The organism is Amycolatopsis sp. NPDC023774 (assembly GCF_040639695.1).
In the GTDB taxonomy this organism is placed as follows: Bacteria; Actinomycetota; Actinomycetes; order Mycobacteriales; family Pseudonocardiaceae; genus Amycolatopsis.
In genome coordinates, this window is sequence record NZ_JBFAAJ010000025.1 from 20,174 (window position 1) to 43,222 (window position 23,049).

Genomic DNA, 23,049 nt, shown 5'->3' on the forward strand with positions numbered 1-23,049 from the left:
GCCACGAAACCACCGCGCCCCCGGCAGCCCACAAGGCGGCCAGGGGCGTGGTGTTGTGAAAGGCGAGTTGCCCGGCATCGGGCACTGAGAAGCCGGCGAGCCGACAACCCGACGAACGTCAGGAAACCAGCTGCGGGTACTGCCCCGCGATGTCGCCCGACAGGCTCGCGCGCACGGCACGGCTGACATCGTCCGCGACGATCTCGAAGTCGCCCTTTTCGAGGCCGTCCAGGGCAAGCGCGGCGATCGACGCCGGGTCCGACTTGGGGGTCGTGATGTCCGCCGCCATGTCCGTGTCCATGTACCCGACGTGCAGGGCCGTCACCAGGGTGCCCTGGTCGTTCAGGGCCAGGCGCAGGCCGTTGGTCAGCTGGAGGCCCGCCGCTTTGCCCGCGGAGTACGCGTTGACGTGGGGAGCGGTGAACCACGACAGCACCGAGAGGACGTTCAGGATCGTGCCGCCGCCGTTGCGGGCCAGCACTGGCGCGAAGGCGCGCGCCGTCTCCAGCGGGCCGAAGTAGTGCGTCTCCATCTCCAACCGGACGTCGTCGAGCGAACCGTCGAGGAACGACGCGCCCGTGGAGACGCCTGCGTTGTTGATCAGGAGCGTCACGTCGCCGGCCGCTTCGGCGGCCGCCCGGATCGAGGCCGGGTCTGTGACGTCCACCGCAATCGGCACGACACCCGGCAGGTCGACCAATTCCGGACGGCGCACCGCGGCGTAGACCTTCGCCGCGCCGCGCTCCAGCAAGGCGGCGGCCAGCTCCCGGCCCAGTCCGCGGTTCGCGCCCGTCACCAGCGCGACAGCACCCTTGATCTCCATCAAAACCACTCCCAACACACCTGGCTTGTCATCCAGTTCACGGTGTTGCCTCCGGCATCGGCCGAGCCACCGCCGCAGCCGGCCAGCACTGCTCCGAGCACCGCCGCCAGTCCGGTGGCGGCCCAAGTGCGGATCTTCATGGGGTTCCTCGCTTCCGCGCCACTCGGGACGCTTCTCCACTCCACTGTGGATGCCGAAAAACTATGGATGCCGAAAATCGGGACTCGAAAAGGGTGATTCCAACTGCCCGGGTTGAGCAGCGGCGCGAACGTGGCGAGCACGTTCTCCAGGTCTTGGCCCCCGCCGGCTTCGTGCCCGTTGTACTCCCACACGTCGAGGTTCTTGCGGCCCCGATAAGCGTTGTAGGCGCCGAAAACCGTCGAGGGCGGGACGATGTCGTCCATCAGCCCGATCGAGAAGTGCGCCGGGGCGGTGGCGCGGCTCGCGAAGCCGACCCCATCGAAATAGGACAGGACCTCGAACGTCCGCTCGACCTCGTGCCGTTGTGCGGCCAGGTAACCGGCGAGCTCGGTGTACGGCGGTTTGCCCGCGATCAGCGAGGCCCGCCGGAGGTCGCACAGGAACGGCGCCTGCGCGTAGAGCGCCGCGACGTCCGGCACGAGTGCCGCCGCGGCCAGCGCGATCCCGCCGCCCTGGCTGTTGCCCGCCACCGCGACCCGGTCCGGGTCCACGACGCCGAGCGCCCGCGCGGCCTGCACCGCTCGGGCCGCGTCGGTGAACACGCGGCGGTAGAAGTACGTTTCACGGCTTTCGATTCCGCGGGTCAGGAAGCCCGGGAACGACGGCCCGCTGCCCACCGGGTCCCCGGTCGTGCCGCCCGCGTGGGCGCCGCCCTGGCCGCGGACGTCGACCTGCAGCTGCGCGTAACCCGAGGAAGCCCAGATCAGCTCTTCGAGCGCGCTACCACGACCGCTGCCGTAGCCGTGGAACTGCACGACGGCGGGCAACGGACGGGGCTGGTGCCTGGGCACGCGCAGCCAGGCGTGGATGGGGTGGCCGCCGAAGCCGGCGTAGGTCACCTCGAACACGTCGAGTGTCCGCAGTGCCGTCTCGACCGGCGTCACGGTCACGTCGAGCTCGAACTTCGCCGCTTCCGCGAGCGTCTCCCGCCAGAAGTCGTCGAAGTCTCCCGGGGCTTGGTGCGCGCTGGTGTAGGTACGCAGCTGCGCCAGCGGCAGGTCGGTCAACATCAGAACTCACCGTCCAGTTCGGTCACTTCACCGACGGCGACCTTGCGCACCGTGCTGCCGCCGGCCACCGAATCACGACGTCGTCGCCGGCCTCGCCGGACAGCCGGGTCACACTCGCCGAGACGACCTTCCCGGCCTGCCAGACGACGTCCACCGCCAGCCCGCCGCGGGCCCGCAGCCCCCGCGCGGCACCGTCCGGCCAAGCCGACGGAAGCGCGGGCAGCAGGTCGATCGCACCCGCGTGGCTCTGCACCACGAGCTCCGCCAGCCCGGCCGGGAAGCCGTAGTTGCCGTCGATCTGGAACGGCGGGTGAGTGCTGAACAGGTTGGGCAGCAGCCCGCCCCACTCGGAGCCGTCCACGGGCGCGTCGCGGTGGCGGTCACCGGTGAAGGGCTGCGTCGCCTCCGACAGCAGCGAACGTGCGGCGTCGCCATCGCCGAGGCGCGCGCGCAGCGCGATCTTCCACGCCCACGACCAGCCCATCGCGCCCGGGCCGCGGCGGTCCATCAACGTGGTCGCGGCCGCGCCGAGTTCCGTGCCGGCGGTGATCTGGCCGAGCGGGTAGACGGCGATCATCTGCGACATGTGCCGGTGCTTCGGGTCCTGCTCGGACAAATCCTCGGCCCACTCCGCGAGCCAGCCGCCGTCTGCCACGCGCAACGAACGCAGGCGTGGCAGCGCGGCGGTGATCTCGGTCGTCACCGGGTGCTCGATGCCGAGCACTTCGGCCACCGCGAGCGTGCGTGAGAAGACCGCGCGGATCAACGGACGCCCTGGCCACCGGCCCGCAGGAACCCTCGGCGGATCCTGGAGTCGCGCGACCTCAACGACGTCGGGCGACCAGACCGGCCAGGAGGTTCGCCAGGCTCTCGCTGAGGTTCTCGGCGAACAGGTCGGCGCCCGTCGCCACGCCCATTTCCGCGCTGGCCGTGGCGACGGCCTCGGTCGGGTTGGCGTAGGGCCACAGGCCGGCGACGATCACGAGCAGCGCGCCCGCGAAGTGCGCGGCGCCGGCGGGTGAGAGTTCCGGGACCTCGTCGCGCACCAGCCCGGCCAGCCGGTCGAGGTTGGCGGCCGCGCGGTGTTTGAAGCGGCGCGCGGTGTCCACGGAGATGTTGCGCTCCAGCACCGACGCCATGGAGCTGATCAGCTCGCACAGCAGCCGATCTTCCTGCAGTGCTCGGGCGATCGTCGCGGCCACGCGTTCCTCGCGCACGAAGCCGGGGCCGTCGGCCGACCCCGCGGTGAGCGCCCGCGCGGCGACGTCCAGCCACCGCCGCCACACCTCGTCGAGCACCTCGAGGAAGATCGCTTCCCGGCTGTCGAAGTAGCGCAGCACGTTGGACTTCGCGAGCCCGACGCGGTCGCTGAGTTCGCGCAGGCTGATGTCGGCGACCGGCCGTTCGCGCAGCATCGCCGTGGCCGTCGCAAGGATCGTGGCGCGCCGGGCCTCGACCTGCTCAGGGCGACGGGCGCGCTGGAAACCGGTGCTCACGGGCCTGAGGTTAGCAGCCCAGCAGTCTGTTAACCCGCCGAGAAGGCCCACGCCAGGCGGCGGATAGCCGGCGGCCGCTTGAGCCGGAGGCTGTGGCCCACCTCCCCCGAACACGCGGACGTGCGGCTTCCCGAACGGCCGCGAGCCCAGGGTGAAAACGGGTCAGGAGATGACGAGACTGGCGATCTTGCCGTCGCGCAGGTCGATCGTCATCGTGCCGGTGCCGTTGAAGCGGTTGCTCGTCACCCCGAGCGTGAGGACGTAGTTGTCCGCGCCCTTGCCGGGCTTGATGCCCTTCACGGTGAAGTTCGCCCCGACCCCGATGTTGTCGGTTTCGTTCCAGCTCAGCACGCCTTCGTGGCCGTGGAACTTGCGTCCCCAGTCCTCGAGGAACGCGTCGGAGGTGAAGGCGTCGACGAAGCTCTCGGCGTCGGCCTTGTTGGTGGCGTCCACGAACTGCTGGATCGAGGCCGGCACCTGCGAGGAGTCCGAAGTGGTCATACCTGGATTCTGCCCGGCGGGCGCCGAACGCGCCTCCCCCTCACGGGACTTGACCCTCCGGTAGCTCCAGAGCAGCAGTGCGAACAGGATGACCCCGGAGAGGATGATGCTCGACCCGGTGCTCCAGCCACTGAACGGCAGCCAGTCGACCGTGCCCCACACGATGCCGGCGGCGAAGAGCGCCAGGCCGGCGAGCACCGAACCTGCGATCCGCAGCGGCGAGGCCACGCTGTCTTCGGCGGCCTTCATCGCGCGGGTGCGCACCGGGTCGACGAACCGTTCCAGCGCGGGAAACTGCGAGGCCAGCACCACCAGTCCCGCGAGCACCAGCAGTAACCCTGGTCCCGGCAACACCAGCAATGCGACCCCGACGAGGAACAGCAAGCCGCCCACCACCGCGGCGATCGCCTGCTTCACCGGTCTGCCGAGTTCCACGCGACCCCTCCTGTCCGTTTCAGCCAGTGTGCCTGGCTCACGGACCGGGCGCCCGGAGAAACTCCGGACGGCCCCCGGGCGCACGCGTCCGAAGTGGACCGACCGTGGGCCCGGCAGTGGCCGGAACCGATCTCAGGCCTGAGTGCCGAGGTGTGCGCCGAGCTTGTCGAGCCAGTCACCCGTACCCTGCTCGCGCCACGCCGGCTCCTCGTGTCCGTCGAGGAACGTGCCCTGTTCGGTGAGCACCAACCGGGTGCCCGTGCCGTCCGGGACCAGCTCGACCGTGGTGACCGAGACCGTCGCGAGGCCGGCGGCGCCGCTCAGCGCCCCGGAGTAGACGATGCGCTCGCCGTCGACGATGTCGTGGTAGTCGGCCGTGAAACTGAGGTCGCCGCTGCGGTTGGTCTCCCGGCCGCCGACGCGGAAATCCAGCGAGTGGTCGGCTGCGCCGAACCAGCTCGCCTTCGCGGCCGGATCAGCCCACGCGGCGAACACACGCGCAGGCGGCGCGGGGTAACGGCGCTCGAGAGTGAACGTGGCATGTTTGACGTCGGTCATGACGTGGTCCCTTCCTGTCGGTCGGCGGCCAGAAAGCCACCGAGACGGTCGAGCCGGTGCTCCCAGCCGGTGCGCTGCTCGCCCAGCCACTGTTCGGCCAGGCGCAGGCCCGCCGGCTCCAGCCGGTACGTGCGGACACGGCCGGCCTTCTCCGAAGCCACCAACCCACACGACTCGAGCACCCGCAGGTGCTGCATCACGGCGGGCAGTGACATCGCAAACGGTTGCGCCAGCTCCTTCACCGCGGCGGGTCCGGTGACCAGCCGCGCCACGAGCTCGCGCCGGGTCGCGTCGGCGAGTGCCTGGAAAACCCGGTCGAGCTGATGGTCAACCATGTGCTTAACCATGCGCCCGCCTCGGCTATTAGTCAAGTAGATGGTTAACTAAAAATTCTCGGCGCGCTGTCGGTCCGAGCAGTCCCCGGTGGTCGCAGAGACGAAACAGGTCGACTCCCGCGCCCACGGCGCGGTAGGAAACAACCAGAGAGAAGGAGCGAACCGATGCGCTACCTAATGCTGATCTGCGGCACGAGCCACGACGAGTCGAAACCGCTGCCGTCGGAGCCGATGGACACGGCCACCGAAGCGTGGGTGAAGGAGATGGACGGCCGCGGCGTGCGCCTGATGGGCCAGCGCCTGCGACCCGCGAGCATGGCGACCACCGTCCGCGTGAACGACGATGAGGTGCTGCTGACCGACGGGCCGTTCGCCGAGACGAAGGAGCAGATCCTCGGGTTCGACCTGCTGGAGTGCGCGAACCTCGACGAGGCCCTCGAGGTCGCGGCGAAGCACCCGTCCGCGCGGCACGGGGCGATCGAGGTCCGGCCGCTGTGGCCCTTCGCCGGGGAAGAAAGCTGAACTCGAAGCCCGCCGAAGCCGTCGAGGCCGCGGTCACGGCCGCCTTCCGAGAGGAGGGCGGCCGCGTGGTGGCCACGCTGATCCGGCTGACGGGCGACTGGGACCTGGCCGAGGAGTGCGTGCAGGAGGCTCTGGCCCGGGCCCTGGAACGCTGGCCGCGCGACGGCGTGCCCCGGCGGCCGGCGGCGTGGCTCACCACCACCGCGCGCAACCACGCCCTGACCCGACTCAAGCGCAGCACAACGGAAGCCGCGAAGCTGCGTGAAGTCGCCGCCCTGGCGCCGACGGAGGAGCCCGAAGCCGACCCCAGCGGCGTGCAGGACGACCGGCTGCGACTGATGTTCACCTGCTGCCACCCGGCGTTGCCGCTCGACGGCCGCGTCGCGCTCACGCTGCGGACGCTCGCCGGCCTGACGACGGCGGAGATCGCGCGAGCGTTCCTCGTGAGCGAGCCGACGATGTCGCAACGGCTGGTTCGCACGAAACGCAAGATCCGCGAAGCCGGCATCCCCTACCGCGTGCCGCCCGCACACCTGCTGCCGGAACGCACGGCGGCCGTGCTCGGCGTGCTGTACCTGCTGTTCAACGAGGGTTATGCCGCGACCGCCGGCGACGAGCCCGCGCGCCACGACCTCTGCACCGAGGCCATCCGCCTGACCCGGACGCTGCTGACGCTCATGCCCGACGAGCCCGAGATCGAAGGCCTGCTGGCGTTGCTGCTGCTCCAGCACTCCCGCCGCGGCGCGCGGCTCGACGCCGACGGCGAGCTCGTGACGTTGGCAGACCAGGATCGCTCACGCTGGGACGCGGCGGCGATCGGCGAAGGACTCGCCCTCGTGGACACCGCACTGCACCGCGGCTCCCCCGGCCCGTACCAGCTCCAAGCGGCCATCGCGGCCTGCCACGCGGCCGCGCCTGCCGCTTCGGACACGGACTGGCCGCAGATCGCCGCGCTGTACGGGGAACTCGCGAAGCGCGTGCCGTCACCGGTGGTGCAGCTCAACCGCGCGGTGGCCGTCGCGATGGCCGACGGACCGGCCGCCGGCCTGGCGCACGTCGACACGATGGCGGGCGACCTCGACGGCTACCACCTGCTGCCGGCCACGCGCGCCGATCTGCTGCGCCGCCTCGGCCGTCACGAGGAAGCCGCGGACGCGTACCGCGCGGCACTCGCGTTGGCCGGCAACGAAGCCGACCGCCGCTTCCTGCGCCGCCGCCTGAGCGAAATCTCCTCCGAAACGCCGTGACGGGCACCTGGAGGGAAGTCCTCCAGGTGCCCGTCACGGACCGTCGGTCAGAAGCCCTCGCCGGCGAGCAGTTGCTCGAACGGCAACGACGTCAGCTCGTCCGAAGCCTTCGCCTCGGGCGCGGCCGAAACCGCCGCCGCCAGCTCACCCGCCGCACGCTCGACGCGCCGCTGCAGCGTGCCGGTCGCGCTCGCGCTGCCCCAGTCCGACGATGCCGCGTACACGCCCGTCGCCACGGGAAGCGCGCGCAGGTAAGCGAAGAGCGGGCGCAACGCGAAGTCCAGCACGAGCGAATGCCGTTCCGTGCCACCGGTCGCGGCGATCAGCACCGGCTTGCCGTCGAGCGCTTCCTTGTCCAGGACGTCGAAGAAGGACTTGAACATCCCGCTGTAGGAGGCGGTGAAGACCGGCGTGACGGCGATGAGACCGTCGGCGTGGGTCACCGTGTCGATGACTTCCTTCAGCTTCGGGCCGGGGAAACCGGTGAGCAGGTTGTTGGTGACGTCCACGGCGGTGTCGCGCAGCTCGATCACCTCGACCACGGTGTCGGGGCCCAGCGCGGTGCGCGTCGCGTCCGCCAGCCGGTCGGCCAGCAGCCGCGTCGACGACGGCTGGCTCAGCCCGGCGGTGACCACGGCGATGGTGCGTGCGGTCATTTCTGCCTTCTTCTTTCCGGGTAAGGGGTTCAGACGCGGGCTTCTTCAGCGGGTTCTTCGACGGCTGCTTCGGCGTCGCGGGCGGCCTTCAACGACTCGTGGGTCGGCGCGTCCGGCACGTGCGCCGGGCGCATCGACTCGAGCTCCTTGCGCAGCACCGGCACCACCTGCTCGCCGAGCAGGTCGAGCTGCTCCAGCACGGTCTTCAGCGGCAGGCCGGCGTGGTCCATGAGGAACAGCTGGCGCTGGTAGTCGCCGAAGTGCTCGCGGAAGGTCAGCGTCTTGTCGATGACCTCCTGCGGGCTGCCGACGGTCAGCGGCGTCTGCGACGTGAAGTCCTCCATCGAGGGGCCGTGCCCGTACACCGGCGCGTTGTCGAAGTACGGCCGGAACTCGTTCCACGCGTCCTGCGACTTCGGCCGGATGAAGGCCTGCCCGCCGAGGCCGACGATGGCCTGGTCGGCCTTGCCGTGGCCGTAGTGCTCGTAGCGCTGGCGGTAGAAGCCGATCAGCTGCTGGTAGTGCGACGTCGGCCAGAAGATGTGGTTGGCGAAGAACCCGTCGCCGTAGTACGCGGCGAGCTCGGCGATCTCCGGGCTGCGGATGGACCCGTGCCACACGAAGGGCGGCACGTCGTCCAGCGGGCGCGGGGTGGAGGTGAAGCCCTGCAGCGGGGTGCGGAACTTGCCTTCCCAGTCGACGACCTCTTCGCGCCAGAGGCGGCGCAGCAGCGCGTAGTTCTCGATGGTGAGCGGGATGCCCTGGCGGATGTCCTGCCCGAACCACGGGTACACGGGGCCGGTGTTGCCGCGGCCCAGCATCAGGTCCACGCGGCCGTCGGCCAGGTGCTGCAGCATCGCGAAGTCCTCGGCGATCTTCACCGGGTCACTGGTGGTGATCAGCGTCGTGGACGTCGACAGCGTGATCGTCTTCGTCTGCGCGGCGATGTAGCCGAGCATCGTCGTCGGCGACGAGGGGACGAACGGCGGGTTGTGGTGCTCACCCGTCGCGAACACGTCGAGGCCGACCTCTTCGGCCTTGAGGGCGATCCGGACCATCGCCTTGATGCGCTCGTGCTCCGACGGCGTGGTGCCGTTGGTGGGGTCGGTCGTGACGTCGCCCACCGAGAAGATTCCGAACTGCATGACCGCTCCTCAGCCGGGTAGTTCGTGGTTCTGCTTCCTTGCCTGCACAACTGCTCGCGGGGAAGAAGTATTCCACAGTGACAATGCGGGTGACCTGGCGCACTCCCCTGCCGGCGCCCCTGACCCACGGGCCCTCGCCACACCGGGGCCCGAGCGCGCGGAAGCTGTCGGGGTGTGCGGATATCCTGCAGTACGGTGTCGGCTCGGGGCCTGCCCGGGACGCCGCCGTCCGCAGGCACCCCGCGTGCCTCAACCAGCCTGAACAACGCCGTACAGCGAGCCAAGATCCGGGAGAGCGACCTCGTGACTGCTGAGACTCTGTACGGGGCCGACGACCTCACGCACCTCGAGGGCCTCGAAGCCGTCCGCAAGCGCCCCGGGATGTACATCGGCTCGACCGACAGCCGTGGCATCAACCACTTGTTCTCGGAGATCATCGACAACTCCACCGACGAGGGCGTGGCGGGCCACGCCACGCGCGTCGTCGTGACCCTCCACGCCGACGGCAGCGTGCAGGTCGACGACGACGGCCGCGGCATCCCCACCGGCGTCCACGCGAAATCGGGCCTTTCCGGCGTCGAACTGGTGCTCACGCGGCTGCACGCCGGCGGCAAGTTCGGCGGTTCGGGCTACAAGACCTCCGGCGGTCTCCACGGCGTGGGCGCATCGGCGGTCAACGCGTTGTCGCACCGCTTCGACGTCACCGTGAAGCAGGACGGCAAGGTGCACCAGATGTCGTTCGCGCACGGCGTGCCCGGCACGTTCGACGCGCCCGGACCGAAAGCGAAGTTCACGCGGCGCTCCGGCCTGAACCTCGTCGGCAAGATGAAGCGCGGCGAGCGCAGCGGCACGTCGATCCGGTACTGGTACGACGCGCGCTACTTCGAGACGGGCGCGGCGCTCGACGTCGAGGGCGTGCGCGCGAAGCTGCGCAACACCGCGTTCCTGGTGCCCGGCGTCACGTACGTGCTGCGCACGGCCATCGAGGACGCCATCAACGAGGAGACGTTCCACTACCCCCACGGGCTGGTGGACATGGTCGACTTCCTCACGCCGTCGGGCGAGAAGCCGGTGTGCGGCACCCTCGTGATCACCGGCGAAGGCACGTACAAGGAGAACGCGGCCGACGCCAACGGCGTGATGCAGTCCAATGTGGAGCGCCACGCCGAGGTGGAGGTCGCGCTGCGCTGGGGCACCGGCTACGAGCGCACCGTGGAGTGCTTCACCAACACCATCCGCAACGTGCACGGCGGCACGCACCGCCGCGGCTTCGACCGTGCCGTCACGCGCGCGCTGCAGGACGCGATCAGCAAGACCCGCGGCCTGCTCAAGCCGAAGGAGGACCCGCCGACGCTCGAAGACGTGCTCGAGGGCATGACCGCCGTGATCCACGTGCGACTGCCCGAGCCGCAGTTCACGTCGCAGACCAAGGACGAGCTGTCCACGGCCGGCATCACGCGCGTGATCCAGGGCATCGTCGACAAGCACGTGAAGGCGTGGGTCGAGGACCGCAAGACCAAGTCCGAGGCGAAGGTCGTGCTGCAGAAGGTGGTCGACGCCGCGCGCGTGCGGCTCACCCAGAAGCAGCAGAAGGACGCCGCGCGGCGCAAGACCGCGCTCGAGGGCGCGGCGATGCCGCCGAAGCTGGTCGACTGCCGCACCACGGGCGTCTCCCGCAGCGAGCTGTTCCTCGTCGAGGGCGACAGCGCGCTCGGGTCGGCCCGCATGGCGCGCGTGTCGGAGTACCAGGCGCTGCTGCCGTTGCGGGGCAAGATCCTCAACGTGCAGAAGGCGTCGCTCGGCGACACGCTGAAGAACGCCGAGATCGCGTCGATCGTGCAGGTGCTCGGCGCGGGCACCGGGCGCACGTTCGACCTCGCGACGATGCGCTACGGCCGCGTGATCCTGATGGCCGACGCCGACGTCGACGGCTCGCACATCCGCACCCTGCTGATCACGCTGTTCGCGAAGTACATGCGCCCCGTGATCGAGGACGGCCGGCTGTACGCGGCGATGCCGCCGTTGCACAAGCTCGTCACGAAGGGCCGCAACCCGGAGACGCACTTCACCTTCACGCAGCGCGAGATGGAACAGAAGTTCGCCGAGCTGGAAAGGGCGGGCAAGAACATCGTCACGCCGGTGCCGCGGTTCAAGGGCCTCGGCGAGATGGACGCCGACGAGCTGTGGGAAACCACGATGAACCCCTCCACGCGCTCCGTCCGCCGCATCACCATGGACGACGCCGAAGCCGCCGAGAGCGCGCTCGAACTGCTGATGGGCGAGAAGGTCGAGCCCCGCCGCAACTGGCTCGTCGCCTCCTCCGACCGCGTCGACCGCGACGCCATCGACGTCTGAGTTTCCTTAGCTACCAAGGAGTTCTACCGTGGCACGCCGCAAGGGCACCACCACCAAGGTCGATCCCAGCGCGTTTGACTCCGCCGGGGCCAACGTCTTCGACAACTCGCTCAAGACCGAGATCGAAGACTCCTACCTGGAGTACGCGTACTCGGTCATCCACTCGCGCGCCCTGCCCGACGCGCGGGACGGGTTGAAGCCGGTGCACCGGCGGATCTTGTTCTCTATGCACGAGCAGGGGTACCGGCCGACACACGCCTACGTGAAGTCGTCCCGCGTGGTCGGCGACTGCTTCGTCCGCGGCGCTTTGGTGTCGACCCCGGACGGCTTGCGTCCGGTCGAGGACATCGAAATCGGCGAGCTCGTGCTCGACAGTCGCGGCAAGGCTGTTCCGGTCACTGAGGTCTACGCGAACCCGGTGTCCGAACTCGTTCGCGTCACCTGGTCGAACGGGCACACGATGACTGTCACCCCCGGCCAGCGGTTCCGGACAGTGGCGGAAGACTCCACGTTGACCTGGACCGACGCCCGCGACCTCACCGGACGGCTCGCTGTGGCCTATGGAAGCGCACGCCGGGCGGACGAGCCCGCGGGCGGCGATCTCTACGCCTACCTCCTCGGTCTGATCACCGCGGAGGGGTTCGCCGTCGACCGGAGCCGCGAGGCCGGCGGCCGGGTGCGCATCCACATGTGCGACTCCGAGCCGCTCGACGCCGTCTACCAGTGGGCGAAGAACCGCGGACTGGGCGTGTCCCGCGGCAAGCGTGTCGCCGCGAAGCCGGGATGGCGCGACCAGCACATCCTCACATTCTCCCGGCACGAAGGCCTCCTCGCCGCGGGGAGCCCCCTCAGCCATGCGAAAGCCGTTCCGGCGGAGGTTCTCGCCGATCGGTCGGCGTGGGCGCCGTTCCTGGCCGGCATCTTCGACGGCGACGGTTACATCCGCAAGAACCAGCGGGAGCTCGTCTACGTCAGCACAAGCGAAGCTCTCATCCGGCAGGTCTACGCGATGCTCGCGGACTCGGGCATCCACGGTCACCACTGGACCAACCCGATGTCGGACGGCCACAAAACGCTGCTGGGCCTTTCCATCAGCGGATCCGATGCCGCCGCCTTGGCATCCATTCTGTTGCCGTGGATCAAAATCGGGTACAAGAAGAGCGCTCTCGAAAAGCTCACCGAAATCACCTACGGCTACGGCGGCAAGCAGGGTAACGACCGGCTGCCGAACAAAGCAGTCACGGCCGAGTTCTCCGCCGCTCACATCGACGGCGGCTGGTTCCGCGACACCGAGGGAATCGCATTCCGCGCCTCTTTGTCGGCAGCGAGCGGAGCCAAAGTCCGCTACGGCAAGGACCGGCACGGCACCGCACTGGCCGAGCGCTCGTTCCCGCTCGCGCGGGCGCGCCAGGACGGGTGGATCGAGAAGCTGCGCCGCATCGGATCCCCGCTCGCCGAACGACTCGACGCGCTGAACGGGTTCTCGTTCCTGGAGGTGGTGTCGGTCGAGCCAGTAGCACCGGACACCACCTACGACATCCAAGTCGGCACGGACGAACACGAATTCGTGGCCGAAGGATTCGTCGTACACAACTGCATGGGCAAATACCACCCGCACGGCGATACCGCGATTTACGATGCCATGGTTCGACTGGCTCAGGATTTCTCCCTGAATGCGCCCTTGATCGACGGGCATGGAAATTTTGGTTCCCCGGACGATGGCCCCGCTGCTTCGCGGTACACCGAAGCCCGCATGTCCCCCGAAGCCATGCAGCTCGTCGGCGAGCTCGGTGAGGACACCGTCGCCTTCCGGCCCAACTACGACGGTTCCCTCGAAGAACCCTCGGTGCTGCCCGCCGCGTTCCCGAACCTGCTGGTCAACGGCACGTCCGGGATCGCGGTCGGCATGGCGACCAACATGATCCCGCACAACCTCGGCGAGGTCATCGCCGCGGCGCGGTGGCTGATCACGCATCCGACGGCGACGCTCGACAAGCTGATGGAGTTCGTACCCGGTCCCGACCTGCCGACGGGCGGCAAGCTGCTCGGCCTGGACGAGGTGCGCCGCGCGTACGAGACGGGGCGCGGCGTGGTGCGGATGCGCGCGAACGTCGAGACCGGGCCGCTGGAGGGCAGCCGCGGGCGGCAGGCGATCACGGTCGTCGAGCTGCCCTACGGGGTGGGCCCGGAGAAGGTGATCGAGAAGATCACCGACGAGGTCAACAAGTCCAAGCGGCTCACGGGCATCGCCGACGTCAAGGACCTCACCGACCGCGAGAACGGCACGCGGCTCGTGATCGAGTGCAAGGTCGGCGTGAACCCGCAGGCACTGCTGGCGGACCTCTACCGGCTGACGCCGCTGGAGCAGTCGTTCGGTATCAACAACCTGGTGCTCGTCGACGGCCAGCCGCAGACGCTCGGTCTCAAGGAGTTGCTGGAGGTCTTCCTCCGCCACCGGTACGACGTGGTCACGCGGCGCACCAAGTTCCGCCGCCGCAAGCGCGAAGAGCGGCTGCACCTCGTCGACGGCCTGCTGATCGCGCTGCTGAACATCGACAAGGTCATCAAGCTCATCCGCGAGAGCGAGAACGCGCAGGCGGCCAAGGACGGGCTGATGACGCGCTTCAAGCTCTCCGAGGTCCAGGCCACTTATATCCTGGACACGCCGCTGCGGCGGCTCACCAAGTACGACCGGCTGGAGCTGGAGTCGGAGCAGGAGCGGCTGCGCGAGGAGATCGCGGAGCTCACGAAGATCCTCGAGGACGACTCGGTGCTGAAGAAGCTCGTGTCGTCGGAGCTGGCGAAGATCGCGAAGGACTTCCCGACCGAGCGGCGCACCGCGCTGATCGACGGTGACCTCAAGGAGGTGCTGGCGGCGTCGAAGCCGTCCGGGCCGTTGGAGGTCGCCGACGATCCGTGCCAGGTCATCCTGTCGGCCACCGGCCTCGTCGCGCGGACGGCGGCGGAGTCGGAGGAGGCGTCGGAGGTCAGGCGGCGCAACGGCCGCGTGAAGCACGACGCAGTGTCCGCCATCGTGCACACAACCGCGCGCGGCCAGGTGCTGCTGGTCACCAGCCGTGGGCGCGCGTTCAAGACGGACGTGCTGCCGTTGCCGGTGCTCCCGGAGCAAGCCGGCACGGTTTCGCTGCGCGGCGGCATGGCGGCTCGCGAGCTGGTGCCGTTGGAGAAGGGCGAGACGGTGGTCGGCGTCGCCCCGCTGGGCGAGCAGGCGACGGGTTCACCGGGCCTGGCGATCGGCACCCGCGGCGGCGTGGTGAAGGTGGTCGCGCCGGAGTGGCCCGTGCGGTCCGACGAGTTCGAGATCATCACGCTCAAGGCCGGTGACGAGATCGTCGGCGCCACCTGGCTCACCGATGGTGAGGAAACGCTGGCGTTCGTGTCGTCCGAAGCCTCGCTGCTGCGCTTCGCCGCGTCCCTGGTGCGGCCGCAGGGCCTGAAGGGCGGCGGCATGGCCGGTATCAACCTGGGCGCCGGCGCCTCGGTGGTGTTCTTCGGTGCCGTCCGCACCGATGACGACGACCACGGCGAGCCCATGGTCGTCACGGCCACGGGCCAGTCGGTGAAGGTCACGCCGTTCAGCGAGTACCCGGCGAAGGGCCGCGCCACGGGCGGCGTGCGCGCCCACCGCTTCCTCAAGGGCGAGGATTCGGTGTCCGTCGCGTGGGTCGGCCCCCGCCCCGCCGGCGCGGCCCGCAACGGCGACCCCGTGGAGCTGCCCGAGGTCGATCTCCGCCGCGACGGCTCCGGCCACGCCCACCCCGGTCCGGACGTCGTGGGCCACACCATCGAGCGAGACTGAGCTCTCTTCCGGCGGGGCACTTGCCAGGTGGCGGGTGCCCCGCTTTTCGTGTCCCTCGATCGTGCGACGCGTTATATATCGCCCTTCGATATATTGAAGTCATGGTCAGTACGCGCGGCATGTCCGAACAGGCGTTTTTCATCCTCACCGCACTCGTCGACGCCCCTCTCCACGGGTACGGCATCGTCGGCGAGGTGAAGAGCCTGTCTTCCGGCCGCCTCACCCTGCGCGTGGGCACCCTGTACGGCGCCCTCGACCGGCTGACCACCGAGGGCCTCGTGAAACCGGACCACGACGAGGTGATCAACGGGCGGTTGCGCCGCTACTACCGGCTGACTCCCGATGGGCGGATCGCTCTGGCGCTGGAGGCCGAGCGACAGGCCGCGAACGCCCGGGTCGCGCACCGACGTTTGGGGCTGGACCTCGCCGGGGAGGGGTCGTCGTGAACGGGCACGCCCGAGCGGCTCGCCGGCGCCACACCTCCGCCGCCGGGGCCGGGACGGAGTGGGGAATGACCAGGCTCGAACGCCCTAGCCAGCCACGGAGCGTCGGGCGGCTACATACACGCCCAGCCCGCATGACCGCCGCCACCAGGCAACCAAATACCAGCGCGCAGCCGCGCCCCTCGACCGAAGCAGCGCTGCGCCGAGCCCGCGCAACCATGCCGCCCGATCACCAGAGACCCAACCAGCAGCCATGGGCGCAACATTCGCCGACCGCCAGCCGCGCGCCTGGCGGGAGACGGCGGCCGCGCATCGCCAACAGCTGAGCGTCGCACCAAAACCAAGCGGCGCAGCGCTTACCGGCCACCGGCCGCGCCCTGAACGGGCAGTGTCTCCCACCTCGCCCGAACAGCCGAGCCACACACCAAACGCCACCATCCTCCCCCACCGCCGCCGACACAACCAACCCGACCGAGTACCCAGCCCCCGCCCTGGACCTCGATCCCCAGCGTGCCGTTCGCGCTGATGTGGGGTGTCACGGGAGCCGCCTTCTACCTACCGCCGGTCAAGGACGCGTGGCTCGCGGTCACCGGCGGGGCGGCCGCCGACCCGCAAAAGTACTCGGTCACCACCCACGACGCCGCGCCCGGCGACCCGGAAATCGGCATCGACCAAGCCGCTGCGGCGGCGCTCGCCCAAACTCCCGGCGAAATCCGGTACCTGACCACGCCGCAGGGCGGCTACTACAGCGTCTCCATCGCCGGCGAGGGCTACCAGCCCTACGGCGCCCGCGCGTTCTTCGGCGGCGACCACACCGTGTACGTCGACAGCCACGACGCCACCCACGTGTCCGATGTGGACGCCAACCCGAGCGGGGCGCGAACTTCTTCTACGACAGGTTCTTCGGGCCCGCTCACTTCGGCTGGCTCGTCGGCGGCTGGTGGTGGACCGTCTGGTTCGTCCTCGGCCTCGCGCCGCTGGCGTTGATGCTCACGGGGATTTCGACCTGGCTGTTCCGCTCCGGCTCGAAACGCCGCCGACGCAAAGCCCGGGCACAGCGGGAGTCACCACGCGCAACACCAGCGCACACAGGACCACACCAGGCAACGGCGTGATCGAAACACTTGCCTTCGCCACCACGGTGGTCTGCGTGGCCGGCGGGCTCGCCGTGCTCGACACCGGGCTCGCCGGCCGCTACCGCCGCGGCAGGACCCTCCCAGCCCTCGCCGTTGTGGAGCTGGCCCTGGTCGTCCAGGCCATCGCGGACGTCACCGGCCCTCACCGGATACCGCCCGGCCGAGCTCGGCAGCCACCTCGCCTACCTCGCGACGTCCCTCGTCCTGCTCCCCACCGCCACGGTGTGGTCCGCCGGCGAAGACGGCCGCTGGGGCGCCGTCGTCATCACCGTCGCGCTTCTCGCGCTCGCCGTCGTCGTGGTCCGCGCCGAAACCACCTGGCGACCGGCATGAAAACGGCCGCCCCGGGGCAGAAACCCCGAGGCGGCCCCGAGCCGGGCCGGCCGCCGCGTCAAGGCGGGCCCAGCACGAACGAAAACTCAGGCGATCTTGAACGACTGCGCCGCCCCGCCGGTGCAAGCAGACTGCACGAGCTGCACGGAGTCGGCCGTCGAGCCACCCGGCACCGTCAGGCACTTGCCGCTGTGCCGGGCGGTCAGGTGGTAGTAGCCGCCGCCCTCGGACACCGGCAGCCACTGCTGGTTCGCGCCGTTGCTGTAGGACCACAGCTGAATGCCGGCGTTGTCCGCAGTGGACACATCGGTGACGTCGAGCACTTCCGCCGCGTTGCCGCGGTTGTTCACGCGCACGTACCCGTCGCTGGTCGGCTGGAACTGGTACTGCTGCGCGTTGGTGGCGTTGCAGGTGTACTGCTGCACCACGGTTCCGTTGGTCGTGCCCGCCGCGGCCGCGTCGACGCACTTGCCGGTGGCCTTGTTCACCACCGGGTACCACGCGGTGGACGAGATCCCGCCGGTCGGCGGTGTGGTGCCGCCGTCGCCGGTGGCGCCGCCGAGCCAGCGCAGGCCGTCGAGCACGAAGCGGTTCTGGTCGGGGCTGGCGAACGTCGACGACAACGCGGTGTTCGTGTCGTAGTTCATCTTGTTGTGGCCGAAGTTGGCGTAGATCATCTTGTAGTTCTTGTTCGTCCACATGATCGGGTAGTACCCGCTGTACCAAGTCTGCGACGGGTCGTCGCCGACCGGGAACGTGCCCGGGTCGAGCGAGGCGAGGATCGAGATGTTCGGGTTCTGTCGCAGATCCTGCTGCCAGGAGTACCACTCGCTCACCGAAGACTGGATGGTCGCCGGCAGGTTCACCGTGGACGGGTGCGTGCGGTTCTCGATCTTCAGCGTCTCACCGGTCGGGCCCCACGAGTTGGAGACGAACCGGCCGGTGCCGAGGAAGTCGTTGTGGAACCAGTTCGCGTACGACGGGGTCGAGCTGTCGTTGTACGCCGTGACGTGGAAGCCGAAGAACCCGCCGCCGGAGTCCATGTAGCGCTTGAACCCGTCGAACTGCGCCTGCGACTGCGGCTGATCGTCGAGAAACATCACCACCGCGGCCTGCGAGGTGGTCAGCGAGGTGAGCTGGTTCCAGTTGTTGGTGGCCGTGAACGTGTAGCCGTTGGCCGCCGCCTGCTGCTGGAACCACGGGCGCGCTTCGTTCTCGAAGCTGATGTGCGCCGCGTCGTACGTGCCGCTGTAGAACGCGAGCACTTTGAACGGCGTCGCCGCGGCGGCGTGCGGTGTGAGGGCGGGGGAACCGTACGCGAGGCCGACGCACGCGGCGAAGAACACCAGCGCTTTCCCGACCAGCCCGAACGGGCGTCGTTTGGCGAACATGGGCGATCCTTCCGGTGGGGATGGGGAGAGGAGGAAGGGTTACTTCTGGTGCATCACCACGGGAAACGCTGGTGGTAGTGCAGCCCGTAGCCGAAGGGGAACAGCGCGGGCTTCCCGTCGCCGACGTTGATCGGCTGCTGGTCGGCGCTGCGCATCCAAGTGACCGGCAGCTTGCCGGTCGGGTTGTAGTCGCCGAAGAGCACGTCGGCCACGCCCTGGCCTTCGCTGCCCGGCAGCCACGATTCGATGAGACCGGCCCAGTCCGGCAGCTGCTGGGCGATGTCCAGGGGCCGGCCCGAGACGAGCACGACCACCGTCGGCACGCCCGAGTCGTGCAGCTTCTGCAGCGTCGCGAGATCGGTGGCGTCGAGGCCCATGTCCCCCGGCCGGTCGCCCTTGCTCTCCGCGTACGGCGTCTCCCCGAGCACGGCGACGGCCACGTCGTAGGACTTGTCGATCCCGCTGCCGTCCTTGCTGAAGGTGACCGTGGACGAGGGCTTCACGGTCTTCTCGATGCCCTGCAGGATCGTCGTCCCCGGGATGACCGGTCCTGACGTGCCCTGCCAGCCGACGGTCCAGCCGCCGGCCTGGTTGCCCATGTCGTCGGCGCTCTTGCCCGCCACGAAGATCTTGGTGCGGCTCTTGTCGAGCGGCAACACGTTGTGTTCGTTCTTCAACAACACCTGTGACTCCCGCACCGCCTGGCGGGCGAGCTCGCGGTGTTCCTGACTTCCGATGGTGCTGAGGTAACGCCGGTCGGTGAGCGGGTGTTCGAAGAGACCCAGCTGGAACTTCTTCGTGAGGATGCGGCGGTTGGCGTCGTCGATGCGCGACATCGGCACCTTGCCGTCCTGCACGAGGGTGCGCAGGGTGTCGATGAACTTCTGCCAGTCGTACGGCACCATCACCATGTCGATGCCGGCGTTGATCGACGCCTCGACCTCGTCGGGCGTGAATCCGGTCTGGCCGTCGATCTTGTCGACGCCGTTGTAGTCCGAGACGACGATGCCGTCGAAACCGAGCTCCTTTTTGAGGACGTCGGTGACGAGGTATTTGTTGGCGTGCAGCTTCACGTCGTTCCAGCTCGAGTAGCTCACCATCACCGAGCCGACGCCGCGCTTCACCGCCTCCTTGAACGGCGGCAGGTGGATCGCGCGCAGCTCCTGCTCGCTGAGCTGCGTGTTGCCCTCGTTGACGCCGCCGGTGGTGCCGCCGTCGCCGACGTAGTGCTTCGCCGTCGCCAGCACCGACGCCGGCCCGCCCAGCGAACGGCCCTGCAGCCCGGTGATGATCGACGTCATCTCCGTAGCGAGCTGCGGCACCTCGCCGAACGACTCGTACGTCCGCCCCCAGCGGTCGTTGCGAGCCACGCACAGGCACGGTGCGAAGTCCCAGTCGATGCCCGTGCCGGACACTTCTTCCGCCGTGGCGCGGCCGATCTTCTCCACCAGCTTCGGATCGCGTGACGCGCCGAGCCCGATGTTGTGCGGGAACACGGTGGCGCCGTACACGCCGTTGTGGCCGTGCACCGCGTCGACGCCGTAGATCAGGGGGATGCCCAGCGGCGTCGCCAGGGCGGCTTTCTGGAACCCGTCGTACATGTCGGCCCAGGTGGCCGGCGTGTTCGGCGTGGGCTGCGAGCTGCCGCCCGACAGCAGCGACCCCAGCCGCCCCGTCGTCACGTCCGCCGGTGATTTCACGCCCAGCCGCTCGGCCTGCATCATCTGTCCGAGCTTGTCGTCGAGCGTCATGCGCTTCATCAGATCCGCGACGCGCACCGAAACGGGTCGCTTCGCATCCTTGTAGGCGGGCTGGTTTCCGGCCAGCGCGGGCGCGTGCGCGCTCACCGTCAGCGCCGCGGCGAGCACCCCCAGCGTGATCGAACGACCGACGCGCATGTGGCTACTCCTCGTCGAGAGACCAAACTTCACGCCTTGAATTAATACACAGGTTTCGTGGGTGGTCCAGACCTTGAGGACAAACCGGTTGCCGATGACCGGGACCGCCGAAAGGGCGAACAATGCGGCTGCACCGGGTAATCTGGACCTCGGCCTGGGGAGGGAACATGCCTCGCAAGTTGGTCGCGCCCGCGCTCATCGTCCTCGCCGTGCTGGCGATCGGCACGCTCGTCTACGGGTTCGCCCGCAGCAGACCGGCCGCGCCGGCCACCTCGACCGGGCCGCACGACTGGGTCACGGTCACCGCACCGGTCGACGGCATCCGCCCCGGCCCGGACCCCGCCTCGGTCATGATCCACGTGACGCTTCCCGGCGGCGGGCCCGGCTGCTCGCGTTCACCGCGCGTCGAGACGATGTCCGAAACACCGGACGAGCTGGCCACCGCCATCCACGCCAACGTGGTCTTCGAATCGGCCAACTCGGCCTACGGCGGTTGCCCCACCAAGCAACCCGCAGAGATCCCGTTCATCGCGGCGGCCCCCATCGGCAACCGAGCGCTGGTGCTGAACACCGAGGCCTGGCACCGCACCGGCGCCACGTTCGCCCGCTGCGACGAGTTCCTCGGCTGCACGCCCCCTACCGATCACTGCGCCGGCGCGTGGGTCGACCGCGCGGTGTTCGACCTGGACGTGCCGGTGAAGCACCTGCACGGGGTGCGCGACGTGCTCGCGTGTGACGGGCGGTGGCTGGTGCTCGACGTCAACCGGCACGTCGGAGATTGCCCGGTCGGCAACACGAGCTGCGTCCCCCCGGCCGGGCCGGTGCAGCGTGTCGTCTACTCGTGGGACGCGCGGGGCTGGAAGCAGGAGAACGGCACGAAAACCGGGACCTGCCAAGAAATCCGTGCCGCGCTGCCGGAGTTTCCCCAGGCGTTGTGCGAGAAGTTGCCGCCGCGCCGTTAGTCGGACCAAGGGGACGCGTTGTCGAAGTAGGCGTCGTCTTCGGCGGAGGCGGCGGGCCGTCGGGTGGGCCGGGCCAGCCGTTGCGAGCGTGCGCGCTGTACGCGCCGGAGAAGCCGGACTCGTGGCCCAGGTCGGAGAAGCCGACCGTCACGTGCGGGGCAACGTGCCGGGCGGCCGCCTGCCGGACGTCGTCGCCGAGGGGATCGACCTCGCGCGCGTACGTCTCGCAGGCGCCTTCGGCGGCGTGAAAACCAGAATGAAAACCGGACACAACCCGCCCCGCCCCTGAGCCGAGAGGGCCAGATAAACGGACGGGTTGTGCCCGGACAGGAGAAATGACCGGATCAGGCTGTCAGCTGCCGGTGCCGTTCAGCACACCGGTGAGCCAGTCGCCCTGGGTCGAGATGGCCTTGCCGTTGACCGCGACGGTCGGGGTGCCGAAGCCGACGTTGCCGCCGCCGAAGTCCTGCGCGAGGTTCTTGTCGTTCTCGATCTGCTGGAAAGCCGCCTGGATCTGCTGGTCGTACGTCCCGGCGTTCACCGTCTGGTCGAACTTCGGGTCGCTGATCCCCAGGTCGTGGCCGAGCTTGATCAGCTGCGCCTTGTCGTAGCCACGGCCGCCCTCTTCCGGCTGGCTCTTGAACAGCGCGTCGTGGAACGCGGTGAACTTCTGCGAGGCGACGGCGGCGAGCGCCGCATTGGCCGAGTCGAGCGAGTAGCCCGGGGGGTCGGAACGGTCGTTGAGCAGCGTCACCATGTGGTACCGGACAGTCAGCTGGCCGCTGTTGATCGCCTGCTCCATCTTCGGACCGTAGGTGTCCTGCAGCTGCTTGCAGTACGGGCACAGGAAGTCGGCGTAGAGGTCGATCGTCTTCGGCGCACCGGGCTTGCCGACGGAGACGACCACGCCGTCGAGCTCCTCGACCACGCCGGGGCCGAGCGTCGTGGACGTGGTCGGCGCGATGGCCGTGCCCTCGGTGGAGTTCTTGTTCGAGTTGATCCACACCACGCCGCCGATCACCACCGCGGCGACGACCACGACCGCCACGACGACGGCGATGATCTTGTTCCGGTCGCTCGAGGCGCCCCTCGCCTGCGCGACCGACTTCGCGGCCTGCGCCTGGCGTTGGCGCTTCCGCGCTGCTTCACCCACGGTTCCTATTTCCCTTCAGCGATGCCCGCGTTGGTCGCGAGCGACGCGGAGCTCCCGGTCTCCGCGGAATCCTCCACAGCCGAGCGCCGCCGTCCCCAGCCGAGCCAGCCGTCGACCGAGAAGAACGAGCGCGGACGAACCATCAACCACACGGCCAGCACCGCGAACCCGGTGTCGCGCAGGATTTCCTGCGGGTACTCGGTCTGGCCGGCGGCCACGTGCCCGCCGCCGCCGAAGCAGCCGCAGTCGATGCTCAGGCCGCGCGCCCAGGACTGCGCGATGCCCGCCACGAGCACGGCCAGCATGACCAGCGCCGCGGTGGCGACCCAGCGTGTGGCCAGGCCGAACAGCAGCAGCAGGCCCAGCACCAGCTCGACCAGCGGCAATGCGGTCGCGACCGGGCGGACCAGCGCGCTCGGCAGCACGTCGTAGGCCTGCACGGCGATGAACGTCTGCCCCGGAGCGGCCAGTTTTATGGCACCCGAAATCAGCCACACGGCCGCCAGCCCGAGCCGGGCCAGGGTGCCGATCGTGTCGAGCACGGGTTGGGGCAGTCGTCGCACACGCCTAGGCTAGCCGCCGGACCTGAGAACTTCGTGAGTTGTCAACACCCACCGACCGGAGGCGGA

At 69.3% G+C, this 23,049-nt stretch carries 20 protein-coding genes and 2 pseudogenes; 8 read left to right on the forward strand and 14 right to left on the reverse strand.

The genetic code is table 11. The features are described from left to right. Window positions 1-118 precede the first annotated feature (118 nt). The 7 genes and pseudogenes from AB0F91_RS35330 to AB0F91_RS35360 form a co-directional block, all read right to left on the reverse strand. Window positions 119-823 (reverse strand): SDR family oxidoreductase, encoded by a 705-nt coding sequence (locus AB0F91_RS35330; protein WP_360604753.1) that lies wholly within the window; start codon window positions 821-823, stop codon window positions 119-121. Beyond that, window positions 823-2,034, reverse strand: coding sequence for an acetylxylan esterase (locus tag AB0F91_RS35335; RefSeq protein ID WP_360604755.1), 1,212 nt, complete (start codon window positions 2,032-2,034; stop codon window positions 823-825). The genes AB0F91_RS35330 and AB0F91_RS35335 overlap by 1 nt, the downstream gene beginning before the upstream one ends. Window positions 2,035-2,056: 22 nt before the next feature. Then, complete coding sequence (locus tag AB0F91_RS35340) at window positions 2,057-2,800, reverse strand: glycoside hydrolase family 95-like protein (protein ID WP_360604757.1); 744 nt, start codon at window positions 2,798-2,800, stop codon at window positions 2,057-2,059. Window positions 2,801-2,858: 58 nt separating this feature from the next. After that, window positions 2,859-3,530, reverse strand: coding sequence for a TetR family transcriptional regulator (locus AB0F91_RS35345; RefSeq protein WP_360604759.1), 672 nt, complete (start codon window positions 3,528-3,530; stop codon window positions 2,859-2,861). Window positions 3,531-4,073: 543 nt separating this feature from the next. Next, a pseudogene (locus AB0F91_RS35350) lies at window positions 4,074-4,466 on the reverse strand (PGPGW domain-containing protein); the annotation flags it as partial. A 132-nt stretch (window positions 4,467-4,598) separates the two neighbouring features. Continuing rightward, window positions 4,599-5,024 (reverse strand): SRPBCC domain-containing protein, encoded by a 426-nt coding sequence (locus AB0F91_RS35355; RefSeq protein WP_360604761.1) that lies wholly within the window; start codon window positions 5,022-5,024, stop codon window positions 4,599-4,601. Further along, entirely contained in the window at window positions 5,021-5,359 is a 339-nt protein-coding gene (locus AB0F91_RS35360) for a metalloregulator ArsR/SmtB family transcription factor (RefSeq protein ID WP_360604763.1), read from the reverse strand. The genes AB0F91_RS35355 and AB0F91_RS35360 overlap by 4 nt, the downstream gene beginning before the upstream one ends. A 165-nt stretch (window positions 5,360-5,524) precedes the next feature. On the opposite strand from AB0F91_RS35360, the gene AB0F91_RS35365 reads away from it, so the two are divergent. Further along, window positions 5,525-5,881 (forward strand): YciI family protein, encoded by a 357-nt coding sequence (locus tag AB0F91_RS35365; RefSeq protein ID WP_360604765.1) that lies wholly within the window; start codon window positions 5,525-5,527, stop codon window positions 5,879-5,881. Further along, window positions 5,854-7,128, forward strand: a complete 1,275-nt coding sequence (locus AB0F91_RS35370) for an RNA polymerase sigma factor (protein ID WP_360604767.1) — start codon at window positions 5,854-5,856, stop codon at window positions 7,126-7,128. The genes AB0F91_RS35365 and AB0F91_RS35370 overlap by 28 nt, the downstream gene beginning before the upstream one ends. 47 nt (window positions 7,129-7,175) lie before the next feature. Here the strand turns inward: AB0F91_RS35370 and AB0F91_RS35375 are convergent, their stop codons facing one another. Continuing rightward, window positions 7,176-7,784, reverse strand: a complete 609-nt coding sequence (locus AB0F91_RS35375) for an FMN reductase (protein ID WP_360604769.1) — start codon at window positions 7,782-7,784, stop codon at window positions 7,176-7,178. A 29-nt stretch (window positions 7,785-7,813) separates the two neighbouring features. Beyond that, window positions 7,814-8,929, reverse strand: a complete 1,116-nt coding sequence (locus tag AB0F91_RS35380; protein ID WP_360604771.1) for an LLM class flavin-dependent oxidoreductase — start codon at window positions 8,927-8,929, stop codon at window positions 7,814-7,816. A 303-nt stretch (window positions 8,930-9,232) separates the two neighbouring features. On the opposite strand from AB0F91_RS35380, the gene AB0F91_RS35385 reads away from it, so the two are divergent. The 5 genes from AB0F91_RS35385 (at window position 9,233) to AB0F91_RS35405 (ending at window position 17,016) form a co-directional block, all read left to right on the forward strand. Then, on the forward strand, window positions 9,233-11,284 hold the full coding sequence (locus AB0F91_RS35385) for a DNA topoisomerase IV subunit B (RefSeq protein WP_360604773.1): 2,052 nt from the start codon (window positions 9,233-9,235) through the stop codon (window positions 11,282-11,284). A gap of 28 nt (window positions 11,285-11,312) precedes the next feature. Continuing rightward, a complete protein-coding gene (locus AB0F91_RS35390) occupies window positions 11,313-15,104 on the forward strand; it encodes a DNA topoisomerase (ATP-hydrolyzing) (protein WP_360604775.1) in 3,792 nt (1,263 codons plus the stop codon). Window positions 15,105-15,205: 101 nt separating this feature from the next. Continuing rightward, a complete protein-coding gene (locus AB0F91_RS35395; RefSeq protein WP_360604777.1) occupies window positions 15,206-15,550 on the forward strand; it encodes a helix-turn-helix transcriptional regulator in 345 nt (114 codons plus the stop codon). 507 nt (window positions 15,551-16,057) lie between these two features. Beyond that, window positions 16,058-16,534 (forward strand): hypothetical protein, encoded by a 477-nt coding sequence (locus AB0F91_RS35400; RefSeq protein ID WP_360604779.1) that lies wholly within the window; start codon window positions 16,058-16,060, stop codon window positions 16,532-16,534. 242 nt (window positions 16,535-16,776) lie between these two features. After that, window positions 16,777-17,016 carry a hypothetical protein gene (locus AB0F91_RS35405; protein ID WP_360604781.1) on the forward strand — a complete coding sequence of 80 codons (240 nt, stop codon included), beginning with the start codon at window positions 16,777-16,779 and terminating at the stop codon, window positions 17,014-17,016. Window positions 17,017-17,102: 86 nt separating this feature from the next. Here AB0F91_RS35405 and AB0F91_RS35410 read toward each other — a convergent pair whose 3' ends face one another. Then, on the reverse strand, window positions 17,103-18,407 hold the full coding sequence (locus AB0F91_RS35410; RefSeq protein WP_360604783.1) for an RICIN domain-containing protein: 1,305 nt from the start codon (window positions 18,405-18,407) through the stop codon (window positions 17,103-17,105). A gap of 53 nt (window positions 18,408-18,460) precedes the next feature. Further along, window positions 18,461-20,305: a glycoside hydrolase family 3 N-terminal domain-containing protein gene (locus tag AB0F91_RS35415; RefSeq protein ID WP_360604917.1), complete on the reverse strand. Its 1,845-nt coding sequence runs from the start codon at window positions 20,303-20,305 to the stop codon at window positions 18,461-18,463. A gap of 167 nt (window positions 20,306-20,472) precedes the next feature. Here AB0F91_RS35415 and AB0F91_RS35420 point away from each other — a divergent pair, with 167 nt between their 5' ends. Further along, complete coding sequence (locus AB0F91_RS35420; protein ID WP_360604925.1) at window positions 20,473-21,267, forward strand: hypothetical protein; 795 nt, start codon at window positions 20,473-20,475, stop codon at window positions 21,265-21,267. Window positions 21,268-21,358: 91 nt separating this feature from the next. Here the strand turns inward: AB0F91_RS35420 and AB0F91_RS35425 are convergent. The 3 genes and pseudogenes from AB0F91_RS35425 to AB0F91_RS35435 form a co-directional block, all read right to left on the reverse strand. Further along, window positions 21,359-21,538: pseudogene (locus AB0F91_RS35425) on the reverse strand (hypothetical protein); the annotation flags it as partial. Window positions 21,539-21,619: 81 nt separating this feature from the next. Next, window positions 21,620-22,420: a thioredoxin domain-containing protein gene (locus tag AB0F91_RS35430; protein ID WP_360604785.1), complete on the reverse strand. Its 801-nt coding sequence runs from the start codon at window positions 22,418-22,420 to the stop codon at window positions 21,620-21,622. A 5-nt stretch (window positions 22,421-22,425) separates the two neighbouring features. After that, the gene (locus tag AB0F91_RS35435) at window positions 22,426-22,962 is read right to left on the reverse strand and encodes a MauE/DoxX family redox-associated membrane protein (protein WP_360604919.1); all 537 of its coding nucleotides are present in this window, start codon (window positions 22,960-22,962) and stop codon (window positions 22,426-22,428) included. Window positions 22,963-23,049 lie beyond the last annotated feature (87 nt).